Source organism: Sulfurifustis variabilis, from assembly GCF_002355415.1.
In the GTDB taxonomy this organism is placed as follows: Bacteria; Pseudomonadota; Gammaproteobacteria; order Acidiferrobacterales; family Sulfurifustaceae; genus Sulfurifustis; species Sulfurifustis variabilis.
Map to the genome: position 1 here is coordinate 2,825,040 of NZ_AP014936.1, position 16,226 is coordinate 2,841,265.

15 protein-coding genes are annotated in these 16,226 nt (G+C 69.0%); 7 read left to right on the forward strand and 8 right to left on the reverse strand.

The genetic code is table 11. The features are described 5' to 3' along the window. Positions 1–21 precede the first annotated feature (21 nt). Positions 22–225, reverse strand: coding sequence for a DUF6496 domain-containing protein (locus SVA_RS13650; RefSeq protein ID WP_096461741.1), 204 nt, complete (start codon positions 223–225; stop codon positions 22–24). 234 nt (positions 226–459) lie between these two features. Here SVA_RS13650 and SVA_RS13655 point away from each other — a divergent pair, with 234 nt between their 5' ends. From SVA_RS13655 to SVA_RS13665, 3 genes are all read left to right on the forward strand, one after another. Beyond that, entirely contained in the window at positions 460–1,212 is a 753-nt protein-coding gene (locus SVA_RS13655) for an ABC transporter ATP-binding protein (protein WP_096461742.1), read from the forward strand. 2 nt (positions 1,213–1,214) lie between these two features. Next, a complete protein-coding gene (locus tag SVA_RS13660; RefSeq protein WP_096461743.1) occupies positions 1,215–2,018 on the forward strand; it encodes an ABC transporter permease in 804 nt (267 codons plus the stop codon). A 145-nt stretch (positions 2,019–2,163) separates the two neighbouring features. Next, complete coding sequence (locus SVA_RS13665) at positions 2,164–2,679, forward strand: hypothetical protein (protein WP_096461744.1); 516 nt, start codon at positions 2,164–2,166, stop codon at positions 2,677–2,679. A gap of 89 nt (positions 2,680–2,768) precedes the next feature. On the opposite strand, the gene SVA_RS13670 is transcribed toward SVA_RS13665, so the two are convergent. The 4 genes from SVA_RS13670 to SVA_RS13685 all read right to left on the reverse strand — a co-directional run bounded on the left by SVA_RS13670 (position 2,769) and on the right by SVA_RS13685 (position 6,257). Next, complete coding sequence (locus SVA_RS13670) at positions 2,769–3,557, reverse strand: ABC transporter permease (RefSeq protein ID WP_096461745.1); 789 nt, start codon at positions 3,555–3,557, stop codon at positions 2,769–2,771. Continuing rightward, positions 3,554–4,480, reverse strand: a complete 927-nt coding sequence (locus tag SVA_RS13675) for an ABC transporter ATP-binding protein (protein WP_096461746.1) — start codon at positions 4,478–4,480, stop codon at positions 3,554–3,556. Before SVA_RS13675 ends, SVA_RS13670 begins: the two co-directional genes overlap by 4 nt. A gap of 160 nt (positions 4,481–4,640) precedes the next feature. Beyond that, positions 4,641–5,465 (reverse strand): MipA/OmpV family protein, encoded by an 825-nt coding sequence (locus SVA_RS13680; protein ID WP_169924103.1) that lies wholly within the window; start codon positions 5,463–5,465, stop codon positions 4,641–4,643. 177 nt (positions 5,466–5,642) lie between these two features. Continuing rightward, positions 5,643–6,257 carry a redoxin family protein gene (locus SVA_RS13685; RefSeq protein WP_096461748.1) on the reverse strand — a complete coding sequence of 205 codons (615 nt, stop codon included), beginning with the start codon at positions 6,255–6,257 and terminating at the stop codon, positions 5,643–5,645. A 231-nt stretch (positions 6,258–6,488) separates the two neighbouring features. Here SVA_RS13685 and SVA_RS13690 point away from each other — a divergent pair, with 231 nt between their 5' ends. Genes SVA_RS13690 through SVA_RS13700 form a run of 3 tightly spaced genes read left to right on the forward strand, consistent with a single transcriptional unit; the run spans position 6,489 to position 8,992 of the window. Next, positions 6,489–6,989 (forward strand): cytochrome c, encoded by a 501-nt coding sequence (locus SVA_RS13690; RefSeq protein WP_096461749.1) that lies wholly within the window; start codon positions 6,489–6,491, stop codon positions 6,987–6,989. A 15-nt stretch (positions 6,990–7,004) separates the two neighbouring features. After that, positions 7,005–7,982: a thiamine pyrophosphate-dependent dehydrogenase E1 component subunit alpha gene (locus SVA_RS13695; protein ID WP_096461750.1), complete on the forward strand. Its 978-nt coding sequence runs from the start codon at positions 7,005–7,007 to the stop codon at positions 7,980–7,982. 14 nt (positions 7,983–7,996) lie between these two features. Further along, complete coding sequence (locus SVA_RS13700) at positions 7,997–8,992, forward strand: alpha-ketoacid dehydrogenase subunit beta (RefSeq protein WP_096461751.1); 996 nt, start codon at positions 7,997–7,999, stop codon at positions 8,990–8,992. 59 nt (positions 8,993–9,051) lie between these two features. Here SVA_RS13700 and SVA_RS13705 read toward each other — a convergent pair whose 3' ends face one another. Then, on the reverse strand, positions 9,052–10,398 hold the full coding sequence (locus tag SVA_RS13705) for a GAF domain-containing protein (RefSeq protein WP_197703210.1): 1,347 nt from the start codon (positions 10,396–10,398) through the stop codon (positions 9,052–9,054). Continuing rightward, positions 10,395–10,898, reverse strand: a complete 504-nt coding sequence (locus tag SVA_RS20055; RefSeq protein ID WP_197703211.1) for a hypothetical protein — start codon at positions 10,896–10,898, stop codon at positions 10,395–10,397. Before SVA_RS20055 ends, SVA_RS13705 begins: the two co-directional genes overlap by 4 nt. 367 nt (positions 10,899–11,265) lie before the next feature. Here SVA_RS20055 and SVA_RS13710 point away from each other — a divergent pair, with 367 nt between their 5' ends. Further along, entirely contained in the window at positions 11,266–11,991 is a 726-nt protein-coding gene (locus SVA_RS13710; RefSeq protein WP_197703212.1) for a class I SAM-dependent methyltransferase, read from the forward strand. A gap of 68 nt (positions 11,992–12,059) precedes the next feature. Here the strand turns inward: SVA_RS13710 and SVA_RS13715 are convergent, their stop codons facing one another. Next, positions 12,060–16,166 carry a CheR family methyltransferase gene (locus SVA_RS13715; RefSeq protein ID WP_169924104.1) on the reverse strand — a complete coding sequence of 1,369 codons (4,107 nt, stop codon included), beginning with the start codon at positions 16,164–16,166 and terminating at the stop codon, positions 12,060–12,062. Positions 16,167–16,226: the final 60 nt, after the last annotated feature.

Consider the following 16,226-nt stretch of genomic DNA (forward strand, 5'->3'; position numbering starts at 1 on the left):
CCGGAGAGAACGGCGACGCCGCTACTTCTTTTTCTTGGCGCGCCGTTTCTTTTTCGGGGGCGGCACCTTCTCGCCTTCGCGCCGGGCTTCGGACAGCCCGATGGCGATGGCCTGCTTGCGGCTCTTGACCTTCTTGCCCGACCGCCCGCTCTTAAGCGTTCCCTTCTTGCGTTCGCGCATCGCTCTGGCGACTTTTTTCGACGCCTTCTTGCTGTACCTGGCCATGCCTGTCCTCCTTGCTGTTTGTGGTTGTCGAGAGCACGACGCCGCGCAGCGTACCAACATCGCGCGCTTCGTGAATAGTGTCCTCGCGCAACACCGAACCGACATCGTCGCCGACCACGACGTGACGTTCTCGCCGGTTGCCGGTGTTTATCCATGACGTCGCGCGGCCTATCGGGGGATTGCCAGGCCTGCCGCTCTATGACCAAATGCCGGGTCGCCCGGAGCCGGTCCACGATGCCCGACGCCACCCAGGTCCTTTCGGTCGCCCGCCTCAGCAAACAGTTCGGCCACACAAAGGCCGTGGACGACGTCTCGTTCGATGTCCGGCACAACGAGATCGTCGGTCTCCTCGGACCGAACGGCGCGGGCAAGACCACGACCATCAACATGATTCTCGGGGTGCTGGAACCGACGTCGGGCCGCATCCGCATCGAAGGGCGGGACGTCGCGACCGAAAGGTCGCGCGCCCTCGCCTGCACCAACTTCACCGCCGTCTACGCACCGCTGCCCGGTAACCTGACGGTCTACCAGAATCTGCGCTTCTTCGGACTGATCTACGGCGTGCCCCGGCTGGCCGCGCGCATCGACAGCCTGCTCGAGCAGTTCGATCTCGGCCCCTTTCGGGACACGAAGTGCGGCCTGCTCTCGTCGGGCGAGCAGTCGCGCGCCCAGCTCGCGAAGGCCATGCTCAACGGCCCGCACCTCCTGCTGCTGGACGAGCCGACGGCGTCGCTCGACCCGGCCACCGCGCGGGAAACCCGCGCGAAGATCCGCGACCTCACGCGGCGCGAGGGCGGCGGCGTGCTCTGGACGTCCCACAACATGTACGAGGTCCAGGAGGTCTGCGACCGCGTGCTGTTCCTCTCGCACGGGCGCATCCTGCTCGAAGGCGACCCGAAGACGCTGCCCCGCGCGCACGGCAAGAGCACCCTGGAGGAGCTCTTCATCACCGTCGCGCGCGAGCCGCTGACGCTCGAGACCGCCTGACCGTGCGCCCCGACCGCGTCGCCGCCCTCGTGCTGCGCCAGTTCTATCTCATGCGCGGAAGTCCGGCGCGGGTCGTGCCGCTGGTCGTCTGGGTGGCGATCGACATCGTGCTTTGGGGCTTCATCACCCGGTACCTCCACGCGGTCACCTCGCCCGGCTTCAGCTTCGTCTCCACGCTCCTCGGCGCCGTGCTGCTCTGGGACTTCTTCGGCCGGGTCATGCAGGGCGTCACGATCGCCTTCTTCGAGGACGTGTGGTCGCGCAATTTCCTGAACGTCTTCGCTTCGCCGCTGTCGATCGCGGAGTACGTCGCCGGCCTCGTCGTCACCAGTATCGCGACGAGCGCCATCGGCCTCGTGGTAATGGTTGCGCTCGCCACCGCGGTGTTCGGTCTCTCGTTCTTCGCCTACGGCCTGATGCTCGTGCCGTTCCTGCTCGTCCTCTTCCTGTTCGGCATCGCCCTCGGGATCTTCGCGAGCGCCGTCGTCCTGCGGCTCGGCCCGGCGTCCGAGTGGCTCGTCTGGCCGGTCCCGGCGCTGCTCTCCCCGTTCGTGGGCGTCTTCTACCCGCTCTCGACGCTCCCCGGCTGGATGCAGCAGATCGGCTACCTGCTGCCGCCCTCCTACGTGTTCGAGGCGATGCGCGCGATCGTACTGGACGGAACGGTCTCGCAGACGGCGCTGCTGTGGAGCGGAGGCCTCGCGGCGCTCTACATCGTGGCGGCCTCCTGGTTCTTCGTGCGCGTCTACCGTTATGCCGCGCGCAGCGGCCTGCTCGCGCGCTACAGCGCGGAGAGCGTGAGTTGACGCGAGCGGGCCGTGCCCGAAAACCCGCAACCTCGGCCTGCTTTTTCGTGCGGCGAGTCCGGCCGGCGCGGGTCGGTCAAAAACGGGGAGCAGGCGAGGACCAACGGCCCCGCTCCCGGCGGGGCGAAGCCAAGGAGGCAACGCGATGAATCAGGCGCTGGAAAACATCATCAAGGGCTGGCCCAAGGAACCGCAGGCGTCGGCGCGCAGGCTCGTCGAATACTACGGAGAGCCGGAGGAGTACTCCCCGTCGCGCCTGATCTGGCGCAACACGCGCGACGGATGGAAGCGGACGGAACTGGCGAGGGACGAGGTGCCGCACGACTTCCCGTCGCACCACACCGACTTTCTCGAGCAGTTCATCGACTACAAGGTGCCGGTCGACAAGTACTCGACGCTCGCGGAGTTCGACGGCAGCGTGATCGCGGAACGCACCAAGGGCGAGCTCTCGGCGCGCTGCGGCGGCACCTCGATGAACTTCGTGGCGATCAACCTCGCGCACGACATCGTCACCGGCAAGCGCACGGTCGCCGAAGCGCGCCAGGAGTACACGCGGCTGTACGAGGCGTACAAAAGGGGCGAAAAACCGCCGTACACGCAGTCGTTCCAGTTTTCGCTGCCGAAGGGAGACACGGGAGACCGCGACCACCCGACGCTGTGACGGCCGGCGTGCGGGACCGCGCGCGGCCGGGCGCGGCACACGACTTGCCGTTCCGCGTCACGCGCGGCCCTGCCTGCCCCCGGCCGCGGTCAGCTCTTCAACCGGTATCCGGTCCGGAAGATCCACCACACGAGCGCCAGACAGACCGCGAGGAAGCCGAGGATCATGGCGAGGCTCACGCCGACGCCCACGTCCGACGTCCCGTAGAAGCTCCAGCGGAAGCCGCTGATCACGTAGACGATCGGGTTGAAGAGGCTCACGGTGCGCCATCCCGGCGGCAGCATGTCGATCGAATAGAAGGCGCCGCCGAGGAAGGTGAGCGGCGTGATGACGAGCATCGGGATGAACTGCAGCTGCTCGAAGCCCTTAGCCCATACGCCGATGATGAACCCGGCCAGGCTGAAGGTGGCCGCGATCAGCACGAGGAACGCGATCATCCAGGCGGGATGCAGGACGTGGATCGGCACGAACAGGCTCGCGGTCCCGAGGATCACGAGCCCGAGGATGACGGACTTGGTCGCGGCCGCGCCGACGTAGGCGAGCACGACCTCGAAGGCCGACACCGGCGCCGACAGGACTTCGTAGATGGTCCCGGTGAACTTCGGCATGTGGATGCCGAACGCGGCGTTGTTCAGGCTCTCGGTGAACAGCGACAGCATCATGAGCCCGGGAACGATGAAGGAGCCGTAGGTGACGCCCTCGATCTGGCCCATGCGCGAGCCGATCGCGGCGCCGAACACCACGAAGTAGAGCGAGGTGATGATCACCGGCGTCGCCAGGCTCTGCCAGAGCGTCCGCCGGAAGCGCGCCATCTCGAACTTGTAGATCGCCAGCACGCCGTGGCGGTTGAACCGCAGGGTCCCGCTTGCCGCGTTCATGTTCGTTCGCTCACCAGACTGACAAAGATGTCCTCGAGCGAGCTCTGGCGCGTGTTGAGGTCCTTGAACTCGATCCCGAGGTCGCTTATCCGCCGCAGGAGCGCCGGAATGACGGTGCCCTCCTCGGTCGCGTCGAAGCTGTACTCCAGTTCGCTGCCGCCGTTGTGGAGCGTCAGGTTCCACCCGCCGAGGCCGGGCGGAATCGCCGCCATCGGTTCCTGCAGATGCAGGGTCAGCTGCTTCTTGCCGAGCTTCTTCATCAGCTCGGCCTTGGCCTCGACCAGGATCAGCTCGCCCCGGTTGATGACGCCGATCCGGTCCGCCATCTCCTCGGCCTCGTCGATGTAGTGCGTGGTGAGAATGATGGTCACGCCGCTGTCGCGCAGCCGCCGCACCAGCGCCCACATGTCGCGGCGCAGCTCCACGTCCACGCCCGCCGTCGGCTCGTCGAGAAACAGGATCTCCGGCTCGTGCGCGAGCGCCTTGGCGATCAGCACCCGCCGCTTCATGCCGCCCGACAGGGTCATGATCCTGTCGTTGCGCTTTCCCCAGAGCGACAGGTCGCGCAGCACTTTCTCCAGGTGCACCGGGTTCGGCGGAAGGCCGAAGAGGCCCCGGCTGAAGCTGACCGTGGCCCAGACCGTCTCGAACATGTCGGTATGGAGCTCCTGCGGTACCAGGCCGATCTTCGCGCGCGCGGCGCGGTAGTCGCGCGCGATGTCGTGGCCGTCGACGAGAACCGTGCCCGCGGTCGGCGTCACGATCCCGCAGACGATGCTGATGAGCGTGGTCTTCCCCGCGCCGTTTGGCCCGAGCAGCGCGAAGATCTCGCCCCGGCGGATCTCGAGATCCACGTGCCTCAGCGCCTGGAGGCCCGAGGCGTACGTCTTGGTCAATCCCGAAATGGAGAGCATCGGTCGCATCGGATGAAGTTTAACGCCATTCCCGCGCTTGCCGTCCGTGGAGTGCGACGAACAAGGGGTCGCGATTTCGACCGCGCCGGGTCCGGATCGGGGCGCAACCGGCGGGCGGCCTCCGCGGGAATCCGGACAGTCGCACGCCGCTGCCCGCCGGGCCGCCGCGTCAGAGCCGTCTGACCGCGCCGAAAAACAGCAGCCGCGACGTCCGGTCCGGGACGATCGGGCTGTCCGCCACCCCGTCGCCGAAGCGGGTGGCATGGAAGGCCCCGAGCAGCGACCAGCCCCGGTTCAACAGGTAGGCACCCGTCAGCCCGAGCGTCACGTTGACCGTCGCTCGTCCGTCGTAAGCGGGGCGGAACGACGTCGCCTCCGACGGCCGGACGCCGTAGTAGTAATCCACGAGCTCGTCGCTCTGCCGTTCGACGCCGAGACTCGGCGTCAGTCGGATCCTCGGGTCGACGAGAAACGTGCGCGAGAGCCGAAGCGACGCAAAGGAACCGTCGCTGACGTCGAGAAGGTCGCGGTAGTAATTGAGGCCCACGTCCACGACGGGCGTCTTCCACAGGAGGTTCAGCGAACCGTCCACGGACGTGTCGCGTCTGTCCATGCCGGCGAGGAGCGGGTCGTCTTCCGGTCGCCAACCCGCGTGCAGCTTGACGCCCACGCCGAGGTGCAACGAGCGGTCGGTCGAGCGTATCCACACGCCGCCCCCGGCTATGCTCCAGTAGGCCCAGTCGTCGTAGGTCATGAGGAGGACCGGCAGCACGAGGGTGCGGCGCTCTCCGTCGCCGACGACTTCCTCGGCGCTCGCCAGGCCCAGGCCGACGACCGCGCGCCAACCGGCGGGCGGTTCGCGCTCCTGCCCCGGCACGCCGGCCGCCGCGTACACCTCCGTGATGTCGGCCACCCGATCCGCCAGCGCGGTATGACAAAGACAACAGAGGAGCAGCGCGCCGAACGGTCGCGTGCCGGCCAAGGGCTTTCGCATGAGCATGCTCGAGAAAGGGTTGTTATTGTCGTTCGCGCGGTGAGCCGGCGAACCGGATCGCACGGTGCCAGCTTCCGGGCTGTTTCGCAATACGGGCGACCCGACCTTGCCGGCGGCGGCGCCCGGGCTGCCCGCGACGGCGCCGGGCGGAGCACGAACGACGCGCGCTTTCCCGACTCACCGGCCGGGCGCCGGCTCCCCGAGCAGTTCCTCCAGCTTCGCTTCCAGCGCGCGGGCGCGCGCCTGGCCCGCGTGCGTCTCGCCGACGTAGTAGGCGCGGATGTCCCCGCGCCGGTCGATGAGATAGTAGGCAGGCCAGAACCGGTTGTTGAGCGCATCCCAATAGGAAAAGTCGTTGTCGAGCATGACCGGGTGCCCGATCCCGAACTCCTTCACCTTTCCTTCGACGGCGCTTCGATCGCGCTCGTGGTCGAACTCGGGGCTGTGCACCCCGATCACCTGCAGCCCTCGCGAGGCGTACCGGCTCTCCACGCCCTTCAGCCACGGGATCGAGCGGTAGCAGTTCCAGCAGTCGAAGGTCCACACATCGAGCAGCACGACCCGCCCGCGTAGAGCACGAAGGTCGAGCGGCGGCGAGTTGATCCACTCGGACGCGTCGCGGTGCGTAAAGGCCGGCGCCGGCCGAGGCGCCTCGAGTTCCTCCACGCCGGTCGCGACGACGTAGCGGTAACCGAACGCGAACGCGCCCCCGACGAGCAGCGCGATCGCCGCCGTGCGCAGCACGGCGCCGCGGCTCGGGCGTGCGAAAAATGCGTCGTGGCTGGCGCTCATGGTCGGCGTACGGGGCCGGAGGAGGCCGCCGTTCCAAGAATAGACCCGCCTGGTCCCCCATCCATTACGCGCCGGTCGTGCGACGCCGTGGCCGGGCGCCCGCCCCGGGGAAGAACGTCCGGGGCGGGTTAAGAAATATTTAGGGATTCCTGAGCCAACATTTAGCAACGGCCTCCGAAGCACGGACCTAAGCTCTGCGCCGTGCAATCCACCACTTGTCGAGGAGCCCCCATGAAATCCCGTTCGTTGCGGCCTTCCCTGCTGCTGTTCGCCGCCCTGTCGGCGTCCGCCCAGGCGGGCGAGCCCCCGTCCGAACAAAGCGTTCTCGACCGTGGCCGCTACCTGTTCCAGGTCGGCGGGTGCCACGACTGTCACACGCCGAACTACCCGGAGAGGGCCGGCAACGTGCCCCGGGACCGTTGGCTCACGGGCAACACCGTGGGCTTCCAGGGCCCGTGGGGAACGAGCTATCCGGTCAACCTCCGCCTGTACGCGCAGCAGATGAGCGAGGCGCAGTGGCTCGCGCGCGTCCGCCAGCCGATGCGCCCGCCGATGCCCTGGTTCAACCTGCGCGACATGACCGACGGCGATCTGATTGCGATGTATCGCTTTCTCCACGCGTTGGGACCGTCGGGCGAGCCGGCGCCCGCCGCGGCCGGCCCCGGGGTTCCGGTGGCCACGCCGTACTTCGAGTTCGTGCCGAAGAACCTGCCGAAGCGCGCCAGCCGCTAGACACGGAGAAACGCCATGAGCCCATCGAAGACGAGCTCGGACTCCGACCAGGACGGCCTCCGGCGGCTCGAAACCATGATGCTGATCCGCGCGTACGAGGAGCGGCTCGCCGAGCTCCAGCGCAACGGCGCCCCGGGGACCTGCACCAGCGTCGGCCAGGAGGCATGCGCCGTCGGCGTGATCGAGGCGCTCGACGCGCGCGACCGGATCGTGACCAACCACCGCAGCGCCGGCCACCTCCTCGCGCGCGGCGCCGAGCCGGGCAGGCTCTACGCCGAGGTGCTCGGCCGCCGCGACGGCTATTGCGGCGGCCGAAGCGGCAGCCTGCACATCTCGGCAAGCGCTCTCGGCGTCGTGCTCACGTCCACGATCGTCGGCGGCGAGCTCTCGATGGCGCCGGGCGTCGCGCTGGCGCAGCAGATGGGCCACGGCGAGCCGGGCGGCGTCGTCGCCGTCTTTTTCGGCGACGGCGCGGCGTGCGAGGGCATCTTCCACGAGGCGGTGAACCTCGCCGTCCAGTGGGAGCTGCCCCTGCTCTTCGTGTGCGAGAACAACCAGTGGCAGGCCTTCGTGCATCGCCTCGAAACCATGCGCGACGACGCCATCGCCTCGTGGGCGCGCGGGCACGGTCTGCCGGTGGAGCGCGTCGACGGCAACGACGTCGACGCGGTGCGCGCCGCGGCGGTCCGCGCGGTCACCGGCATCCGCGCGGACGGAAGGCCGCGGTTCCTGGAGCTCGTCACCTATCGCCTGCGCGGTCACGTGGAGCCCGACGATCAATCGTACGTCGATGCGACCGAGCTTGCGCGCTGGCGCGAGCGCGACCCGATCGGCGTCCAGACCGCGCGCCTGGTCGCCGAAGGCGTCGTCGACGCCGCCGGCCTCGCCGCCCTGAAGCGCCGGATCGACGAGCGCCTCGACGCCGCGCTGGCGTTCGCCCACGCCAGCCCCTGGCCCGCGTCCGAAACCCTGACCGAACACGTCTACGCCTGAACGAGGAGGACCGAATGCCCCGCATGACAGCGGAACAGGCCCTGCACCGGGCGCTGCGCGAGGAGATGCACCGCGACGCGCGCGTCCTGCTGATGGGCGAAGGCGTCGCGACCAAGCGCCGCGACCTCGTGCAGGATTTCGGCGCGGCGCGCGTGCGCAACACGCCGCTCGCCGAGGCCATCATCGCCGGCACGGCCGTCGGCGCCGCCGCGAGCGGCCTGCGGCCGGTGATCGACCTGCTCTTCGCCCCGTTCCTGACGTACTCGATGGACGCCCTCGTCAACAGCGCCGGGAAGCTCCGCCACATCTCCAACGGGCAGTTCGCGTTCCCGATGGTCGCGATGAGCCTGACCGGCAGCGGCTGGTGCGTCGGCGCGCAGCACAACCACAACCTCGAGGCGATGTTCGTCCACGCGCCCGGGTTGAAGGTCGTGATGCCCTCGGAGGCGGCGGACTTCAAGGGCCTCCTCAAGGCCGCGATCCGCGACGAGAACCCGGTGCTCTTCTTCACGGACATCGGGCTGCTCCACCGGGAAGGCGAGGTGCCGGAGGACGCCGACCACGTGGTGCCGCTGGGCGAGGCCGCGGTGCGCCGCCCGGGCGGCGACGTGACGCTCGTGAGCTACGCGAAGACCGTCGCGACCTGCCTGCAGGCCGCCGAGCAGTTGCAGGCGCGGGGCGTCTCGGCGGAGGTGATCGACCTGCGCAGCCTCAAGCCGCTGGACGAAGCGACCGTGTTGCGTTCGTTGCGCAAGACCGGGCGCCTCGTCGTCGTGCACGAGGCGAGCGGGCTCTGCGGCATCGCGGCGGAGATCGCGGCGCTCGCGGTCACCCGGGCCTTCGACGCGCTCCGCGCTCCGGTCGTGCGACTGACCGGGCCCGACGCGCCGGCCGCGTCGTCGTGGGCGCTCGAGCAGGCGGCCGTGCCGCAGCCGGAGGCCGTCGTGCGCGCCGCGCTGGATCTCGTCGGCGAGGGGCGGGAAATGCGACGGAACGCGGCGATCGCCTAGGCCGTTGCGGAGAAAGCGCGCGTTCTGTCCTCGCCACGACGGGCGCGGCGACCGCGCGGTCAGCGGCCGGGCGCGTCCTCGAGGCGCAGCGGCCGCCGGACGTTCAGCCGGAAACGGCCGCGCCCGGTCTTCTCGATGGCGAGGAGGCGGCTGCGCTCCGCCAGCCGGCGCTGCAGGAGAATCAAGCGGGCCTCGAGGTTGTCCGTGATGTCGGGCAGGCGCAGGGAGCGATCGAGGCGCAGCTCGCGGTTGGTGAACTCGCTTCGTCCGGCCTCGACGAAGTCGCGAACGAGCTTCCACAGGATCGCGCCGGCGACGCCCTTGATGAGGTAGTCGCTGTCGATGAACACGCTGTGGTCGGCGGCGAAATGCCGGATCACGAGCGGCCGGCCGTCGACGACCTCCGGCGCCGGCGCGGCCTCGGCCGGCTCCTCCTGCTGCTCGGCGGCGTGGGACAAAAGCTCCGTGCGCAGCGCGAGGTGGCTCGCGAGCAGCACCAGCGCGTCCTCGTCCTCGTACGTGAAACGCAGCTCCTCGGGGCTTTCGACGTAGAGCATGCCGAGCAGGCGGGAGCCGACCGTCAGCGGCACGGCGAGCTGGCTGCTCGAGTCGGGCAGACCCGGAAAGGGAATCTCGGTCTCCAGGTCGTCCACCGACGCGCTGTCCGCGAAGCCCTGGCGCATGACCCGGCTGTAGAGGTACTCGCGCGCCGCGTAGCCGATGCGGATGGGCGTGCGCTCCCGGGCGGCCACGCCGATGATGCCTTCGCCGACGGCGATCTCCGATCCGACGCCCGACTCCGGGTAGCCGCGCGTGGCGACCGTGTACAGCCGGCGCCGGCGCTCGTCGTGCATGAGCAGCATCGCGTGCCGGATGCCGCAATGCCTGTTGAGCCCCTGCAGCGCGGCGTCGAACAGCCGCGCGAGGTCCTCGCACCCGGCGAGCCCCGAGAGGCACGCGCGCAACCCCGGCAGCAGGTGCTGATCCCGCTCGGCCACCGTCGCCGCGGGACCGAGGACGGCTTCGATGGCGAGGACCGCGTAGATGTCCGAGCCCAGCAGACGGAACACCTTGCTCATCCCGGTGTGCGAGGCGATGCCGGCCAGCTTCGCCTTCATGTTCTCGAACAGCGGCCCCGCGGTCTCGGTGCGGAGATACCGGAGATGCAGGCGGTAGTGCGCGGCGGTGACCGGGTCCACCACCTGCACGGTCGCGCGCGGGTTGACGAGGATGTTCTTGCGCGTCGTGTTGAAGAACTGGTACGAGAGCGCCACGTGCTCTTCGTCGACGTAATGCACCTGCGAGAGATAGGCGACGTTGGGCGTGCCGTCCGGGGCGCAGGTGGCGATGGTCGAAGGCACCGCGCCCTCGAGGCAGCGGCGGATCGCGCCCGGGGTGAGTTTCACGGAGCGGGCTCCAGGCGCCGGCCGGCGGTCGGGCCGGGCGTCTGCAGGAACGCCGCGGTCGGCTCGAACTCCACCCCGGTGGCGTCTTCGCCGACGGCGGACATGATCGCCGTGGCGAAGGGATCGCGGTAACCGAGGTGGCGGAGCTCGTCGATGAAGCTCGCCGCGTAGGCCTTCATGCATTCGCGGTCGCCGTCCTCGAGCGGGACGATCGCGGCCCGCGCGCCCTTGAGCTGGATCGTCTCGTGCGTGCTCGGCAGGCTGAAGACCACCGCGATGCCGCGGCCCGCGCGCAGGTCGTCGAGCAACGCCGTCGAGCGGGGGACCGACAGGAACACCGTAACCCGGCGGCGATCCGGCGAGACGCGACATCCGACCGCGCGCGAGACCGAGGGCACGAGCTCAGCGCTGCACGACGCGACGTTGATCGCGACGCGGCGCGTGAGGAAGGCGGCTCGCGCTTCGTCGAGCAGCGGCACGCCGGTCGGGCTAGGGGTCATCGAAGCACTCGCAATCAGAGCCGGGCAGCCGGATCGCCTTGGGCCGACGGTGCGCCGGGCAAGGCATAATGCCTAAAGACCCACCCGATGACAAAGAGGGTCCCCGCCCCGGAGCGCCCGGGCGCCCTGCCGCGCGCCGACAAGCGCACGACCGTCGAAACAGCGCGAGTCGATCGGCCCGCGGTCGGCGACACGCCATGTACGCGTTCGACCGGGCTGGGCAGGGCCCCGGCCGCGGCGTATAACTTCGGAACGGACCCGACCTGAATTCGGAGAGGAGGCGGCCACGGAACAGCAGCCTCGACATCGAGACGTCTGGGCCGCCGGCGATCTCTACGAGCCCTATGTCGGGCGCTGGAGCCGGCAGGTGGCCCGGGCGTTCGTGGCGTGGTTGGCGGTGCCCGAACAGCGGGACTGGGTGGACGTGGGCTGCGGTACCGGAGCCCTCCTCCACGCGATCGCCGAAACGCGGAATCCGAGATCGATCGTGGGCATCGACGCCTCGCCGGGCTTCGTCGAGTACGCCAAAAGCCGCGTCGCGCACCCGGGCGTACGCTTCGAAGTCGGCGACGCCCGTTCCCTCCCCCGCGAAACTGGCAGCGCCGATGCCGCCGTCGCCGGCCTGCTCCTGAACTTCGTCCCGGAGCCCGTCCAGGCGCTCGCCGAGATGACGCGCGTCGTTCGCCCGGGCGGCGCCGTGGCGGCCTACGTCTGGGATTACGCCGGAAAGATGGAGCTGATGCGCTACTTCTGGGATGCGGCGGTGGCGCTCGACCCGGACGCCGAATCGCTCGACGAGGGCCGGCGCTTCCCGATCTGTCACCCGACGCCGCTGGCCGCCGTCATGGCGCAGGCCGGGTTGACCGACGTGGAGGTGCGCCCGATCGACATTCCGACCCGCTTTCGCGATTTCGACGATTACTGGTCCCCGTTCCTCGGCGGCCAGGGGCCGGCGCCCGGCTATGTCATGTCGTTGGAGGAGGGACGCCGGGCAGCCCTGCGGGAACGCATCCGCTCGACGCTCCCACGGACCTCGGGCGGCTCCATCGACCTCGTCGCCCGTGCCTGGGCCGTCCGCGGGCGGAGACGGTAAGGAGAAACTGTTCCCCCGGCGCGCAGCGCGCGGCAACCGGTGGCCGGGTACCGGCGGGAACGGCGTTCTCAGTCGTGGGCTGCGCGGGGCTCCGGAACATCTCCGAGCGACCTGTCGTCGATGGCACCGAGCAGGTCCAGCAGTTTCGCCAGGTCGGGCGGCTTCAGCAGGTGCTCGTCGAATCCGGCCTCGCTCAGGCGTGCCGCGTCCTTCTTGTAGCCGGTCAGGGCAACGAGAAGCATCCGCTTGCCCTGCTCCTCGCGGAGCTTCCGGGCAACCTGGTAGCCGTCCATCTTCGGCAGTCCCAAGTCCAGAATCACGACGTCGGGCTTGAAGGCGCGCGCCGTATCCAGTGCCGCGAGGCCGTCGGGCACCGTGCGGACGTCGTGCCCGCGGATCGTCAGGAGGTCCGCGAGGGACTGCGCGGCGTCATTCTCGTCTTCGACCACGAGGACTCGCCGGGAAAGAACCGCGGGAAGTCCGGCTTCTCCGTCGCGGGGCCGCGGGACCTGACCGATGTGCAGCCGCGGCAACGTGACGACGAACTCGCTGCCCTGGCCCAACCCGGCGCTGTACGCGTCCACGTGTCCCCGATGCATCTCCACGAGGCTGCGCACGAGCGGCAGGCCGAGCCCCAAGCCGCCCTTGGCGCGGTGGAGACTTCGCGAGGCCTGCGTGAACAGATCGAAGACGTGATCGAGCATGTCCGGCTCGAGCCCGATGCCCGTGTCCCGGACCGAGAGCTTTACCGTGTCGCCGATGGCAGAGACCGTAAGCCAGATCCGGCCGCCGGTCTCGGTGTACTTCACCGCGTTCCCCAGAAGGTTCTCCGCAACCTGCACCAGTCGAACACCGTCGCCAAGGACAAGCGCGGTCCCCTTCGGCGGGAGAGATACCGTCAGCTCGTGCCCGGCGGACTCGAGCATCGGCTGCACGGTTTCGACGGCGGCAGTGGCGGCGTCGACGACGTCGACCGCCTCCTGCGCCAGCGCGAACTTGCCCGAGCTGACCCGCGCGACGTCCAGGAGCTGGTCGAGCATCGCGGTCATGCGCCGGGTCTGCCGGGCCATCATGGCGAGCGTTCGCTCGACGACATCCGCTTCGCCGCCCGCCGCCCGCAGGACAGTGAGGCCGTTTGCGAGCGCGGCCAGCGGGTTCCGCAGTTCGTGTCCCAGCATCGCGAGAAACTCGTCCTTGCGGCGATGGTCCTCCGCCAGCTCGTCGGCCCGCCGCTGCGCCGCCAGCTCGGCCTTGCGCAGATCCGTGACGTCCTCTATCGACACGAGAATGAGGTCGGGCTGGCTGGCGCGCTTCATCAGGTCGGCGTTGAGCCGCATGGCGCGCCAGCCGATGCTGTCGAACACGTGCTCCACGTCGTAGCTCCGCACGGCCCGCTCCGCGGGCAGGGCCTCCAGCAGGTGTCGCAGTTTCGGGATATCCCACTGGTGATTGCCCAGGTCGTAGATCCTGCGCCCCTCCGTTTCCCTGTCGCTCACCTGGAACGCCTCGTAGAAGGCTTCGTTGGCGGAAACGACGCGGAGTTCCGCATCGAGGACGAGCAGCGGCGTGCGGGACGTCCGGATGATGGCCTCGGCGAAAAGCCGCGCGTCCTCGATCTCGGCCGCCGCCCGCTTCTGCGCCGTGATGTCGTGAAACGTGATGCACACGCCGTCGACGCGTTCCTCGTCCGAGCGGTAGGTAAGCACTCTCCGGAAGAACCACCGACCGTCGTCGGTCGTTACCTCGGCCTCGATCGGCGCCAGATTCTCCAGCACGCGCCCGGCATCCGCGAGCAGGTCGTCGTCGCGGACCTGCATCTTGACGTGCTCGAACGAACGGCCGACGTCCGTCGGGACGACGCGCATGACCTGGGTGCACGCCGGCGTGAAGCGCCGGATGCGGAGCTGCCGATCCAGAAACAGCGTGGGGACGTTCGCGCTCACCAGCAGGTTGTTGAGATCCGAGGTGATGGTGCGCAGCTCCGTGTTCCTTTCCTCGAGTTGGCGATTGGTGGTCGTCAGCTCCTCGTTCAGGGACTGCAGCTCCTCCTTGGACGTCTCGAGCTCCTCGTTGCTCGACTGCAGCTCCTCGTTCAGCGAGAGGAGCTCCTCGTGACTCGCATAATGCTCCTCGTTGACGTTCACGAGCTGCGCGACCGTGGTCTGCAGTTCCTGGCGCGCCTCCTGTAGCTCCTGCTCGAGCTGATGCACGAGCGCCTCGGCGGGCGCTCCGCCCTCGGCCGGCGGGCGGACTCGCGCCGGCTTCGGGACGTCGCGAAAGGTAACGACGAACAATCCGTCGGCGCCGGGCACGGGCGTGGTCGGTTCGATCGTGGCGTCGACGCGCGCGCTTCCGGTATCGCGCTCGCGCCGCATGCCGGTGACGGTCACCTTGTGCCCGTGCTCCACCGCGTCGGCCAGCCCGGTCCGAAGCTTCGCGTACAACCCGGGCCGCGCCCAGGAGAGCAGGTCCATCCGGGCTTCGCCCACCGGCTGCGTCAGGTACTCGCCCGTCGGTCCGAAGAAGTAGAGGATGCGGAGATTCCGGTCGATCACCACGCAGGCCGAGGTATAGCGCTGAAGAACCCATTGCTCGAGGCGACGGGCGATCTGCGGCGCCGTCGGCGGTCCCGCCGGCTCCGGCGGAAGTCCATGGATCGGCCCTCGCTCGGCCACCCAGTGGGGAACACGGTACCGCTCGGGTCGCGCGCGCCCGACCGATCGGTACATCCGGTGTTTGCCGGTGATCTCGTTGAAGCTGGCGCTCCGCCCACCTATCGTCTCGGCGCTGCCGAGCCACAGCACGCCATGGGGCCGCAGCGAGAAGTGAAACAGGTCGAGCAGCCGTTCCTGCGCGTGCGGCTCCAGGTAGATGAGCACGTTCCGGCAGCTCACCAGGTCGACGCCGGCGAACGGCGGATCGGCCAGCAGGTTGTGCGCCGCAAAGGTCACCCGCTCGCGCAAGTCGCGGTCCATTTGAAAATGCTCGCCCACGCGACGAAAAAACCGGCGCAGGCGCTCCGGCGGAACATCTTCTTCGATGCCGGCCGGATAGAGTCCGCGCCGCGCGAACGCGAGGGCCTCATGGCTCACGTCGGAGGCGAACACCTGCAGCTTCAAGCGGCCGCCCGCGCGCTCGATATGCTCGAGAAAGACCATCGCGAGGCTGTAGGCCTCCTCGCCCGTCGCGCACCCCGCCGACCAGATTCGGACCGGCGCGTCGGCGTCGTGGCTCGCGAGCAGTTCCGGCACGACCTGTTGTTCGAGAAATTTCCACTCCTCGGGATCGCGGAAGAACCGCGTCACGCCGATGAGGACGTCGCTGTACAGCGCCTCCGCCTCCTCGGGGTGCGCACGCAGGTACGCGAGATAGTCCTGCCAGTCGGCGATCTGCTTCAGACCCATGCGTCGCTGCGTGCGGCGCTCAAGCGTATTCTTCTTGTAGTCGCGGAAGTCCACCCGGTACCGGTTGCCGAGCAGCGCCAGGATGGCGTCGAGCCCCTCGGCGCGCTCCTCGCTCGTCCGTCGTTCGGCCGGTTCCCGAACGCGCGGGCGAACGCCCGGAGCCCCGGCGTATTCGAGGAGTATCCGGCCCATCTCTTCGGCGGGCACGACGGCATCGGCCGCACCGGTTTCCACGGCGCTCCGCGGCATGCCGTCGTACTCGGCCGTCCCGGGGTCCTGAACGAGGCACAGTCCGCCCGCCGAGCGGATGTCCTTGAGACCGGCCGCCCCGTCGTTGCCGGTTCCGGAGAGCACGATGCCGACCGCGCGATCCCGCTGATCCGCTGCCAGCGCGGAGAAGAAGGCATCGATGGGTCTTGCCTTGTAGTGCGGCTTGGCCGGTTCGCCGACCTCCAGGATGCCGTCGCGGATGCCGAGCGAGGTGGCCGGCGCGATGACGTAGACGTGGTTGGGCTCGATGCGTTCCCTTCCGGCCACCTGCGTGACCGCCATGCGGGTGACCGTCTTAAAGATCGCGGCGACGTGGCTTTCCTGCGAGGGAGCCAGGTGCAGGACGACGACGAATGCGATGTTCTTGTCGGCGGGCGCGTCGGCGAGGAGCCTCCTGCACGGGTCGAGCCCGCCCGCGGAGGCGCCGACACCGACCACCAGGGTGGGTGCCGGACGCTCCGGACGCTTGGCGTTGTCCTGATCGTCCGAATCGCTGATCAACCGGTGGGTCCCCTGTGATGGCAATCCAGATGTTCGGACGCTACAGCGGGCATGCGGGCA

What these genes read in the sequence shown, in the direction of transcription:
- SVA_RS13650 (WP_096461741.1), bottom strand. Translation starts at nt 225, where the DNA reads ATGGCCAGGTACAGCAAGAAGGCGTCGAAAAAAGTCGCCAGAGCGATG.
- SVA_RS13655 (WP_096461742.1), top strand. Translation starts at nt 460, where the DNA reads ATGCCCGACGCCACCCAGGTCCTTTCGGTCGCCCGCCTCAGCAAACAG.
- SVA_RS13665 (WP_096461744.1), top strand. Translation starts at nt 2,164, where the DNA reads ATGAATCAGGCGCTGGAAAACATCATCAAGGGCTGGCCCAAGGAACCG.
- SVA_RS13670 (WP_096461745.1), bottom strand. Translation starts at nt 3,557, where the DNA reads ATGAACGCGGCAAGCGGGACCCTGCGGTTCAACCGCCACGGCGTGCTG.
- SVA_RS13675 (WP_096461746.1), bottom strand. Translation starts at nt 4,480, where the DNA reads ATGCGACCGATGCTCTCCATTTCGGGATTGACCAAGACGTACGCCTCG.
- SVA_RS13680 (WP_169924103.1), bottom strand. Translation starts at nt 5,465, where the DNA reads ATGCGAAAGCCCTTGGCCGGCACGCGACCGTTCGGCGCGCTGCTCCTC.
- SVA_RS13685 (WP_096461748.1), bottom strand. Translation starts at nt 6,257, where the DNA reads ATGAGCGCCAGCCACGACGCATTTTTCGCACGCCCGAGCCGCGGCGCC.
- SVA_RS13690 (WP_096461749.1), top strand. Translation starts at nt 6,489, where the DNA reads ATGAAATCCCGTTCGTTGCGGCCTTCCCTGCTGCTGTTCGCCGCCCTG.
- SVA_RS13695 (WP_096461750.1), top strand. Translation starts at nt 7,005, where the DNA reads ATGAGCCCATCGAAGACGAGCTCGGACTCCGACCAGGACGGCCTCCGG.
- SVA_RS13700 (WP_096461751.1), top strand. Translation starts at nt 7,997, where the DNA reads ATGCCCCGCATGACAGCGGAACAGGCCCTGCACCGGGCGCTGCGCGAG.
- SVA_RS20055 (WP_197703211.1), bottom strand. Translation starts at nt 10,898, where the DNA reads ATGACCCCTAGCCCGACCGGCGTGCCGCTGCTCGACGAAGCGCGAGCC.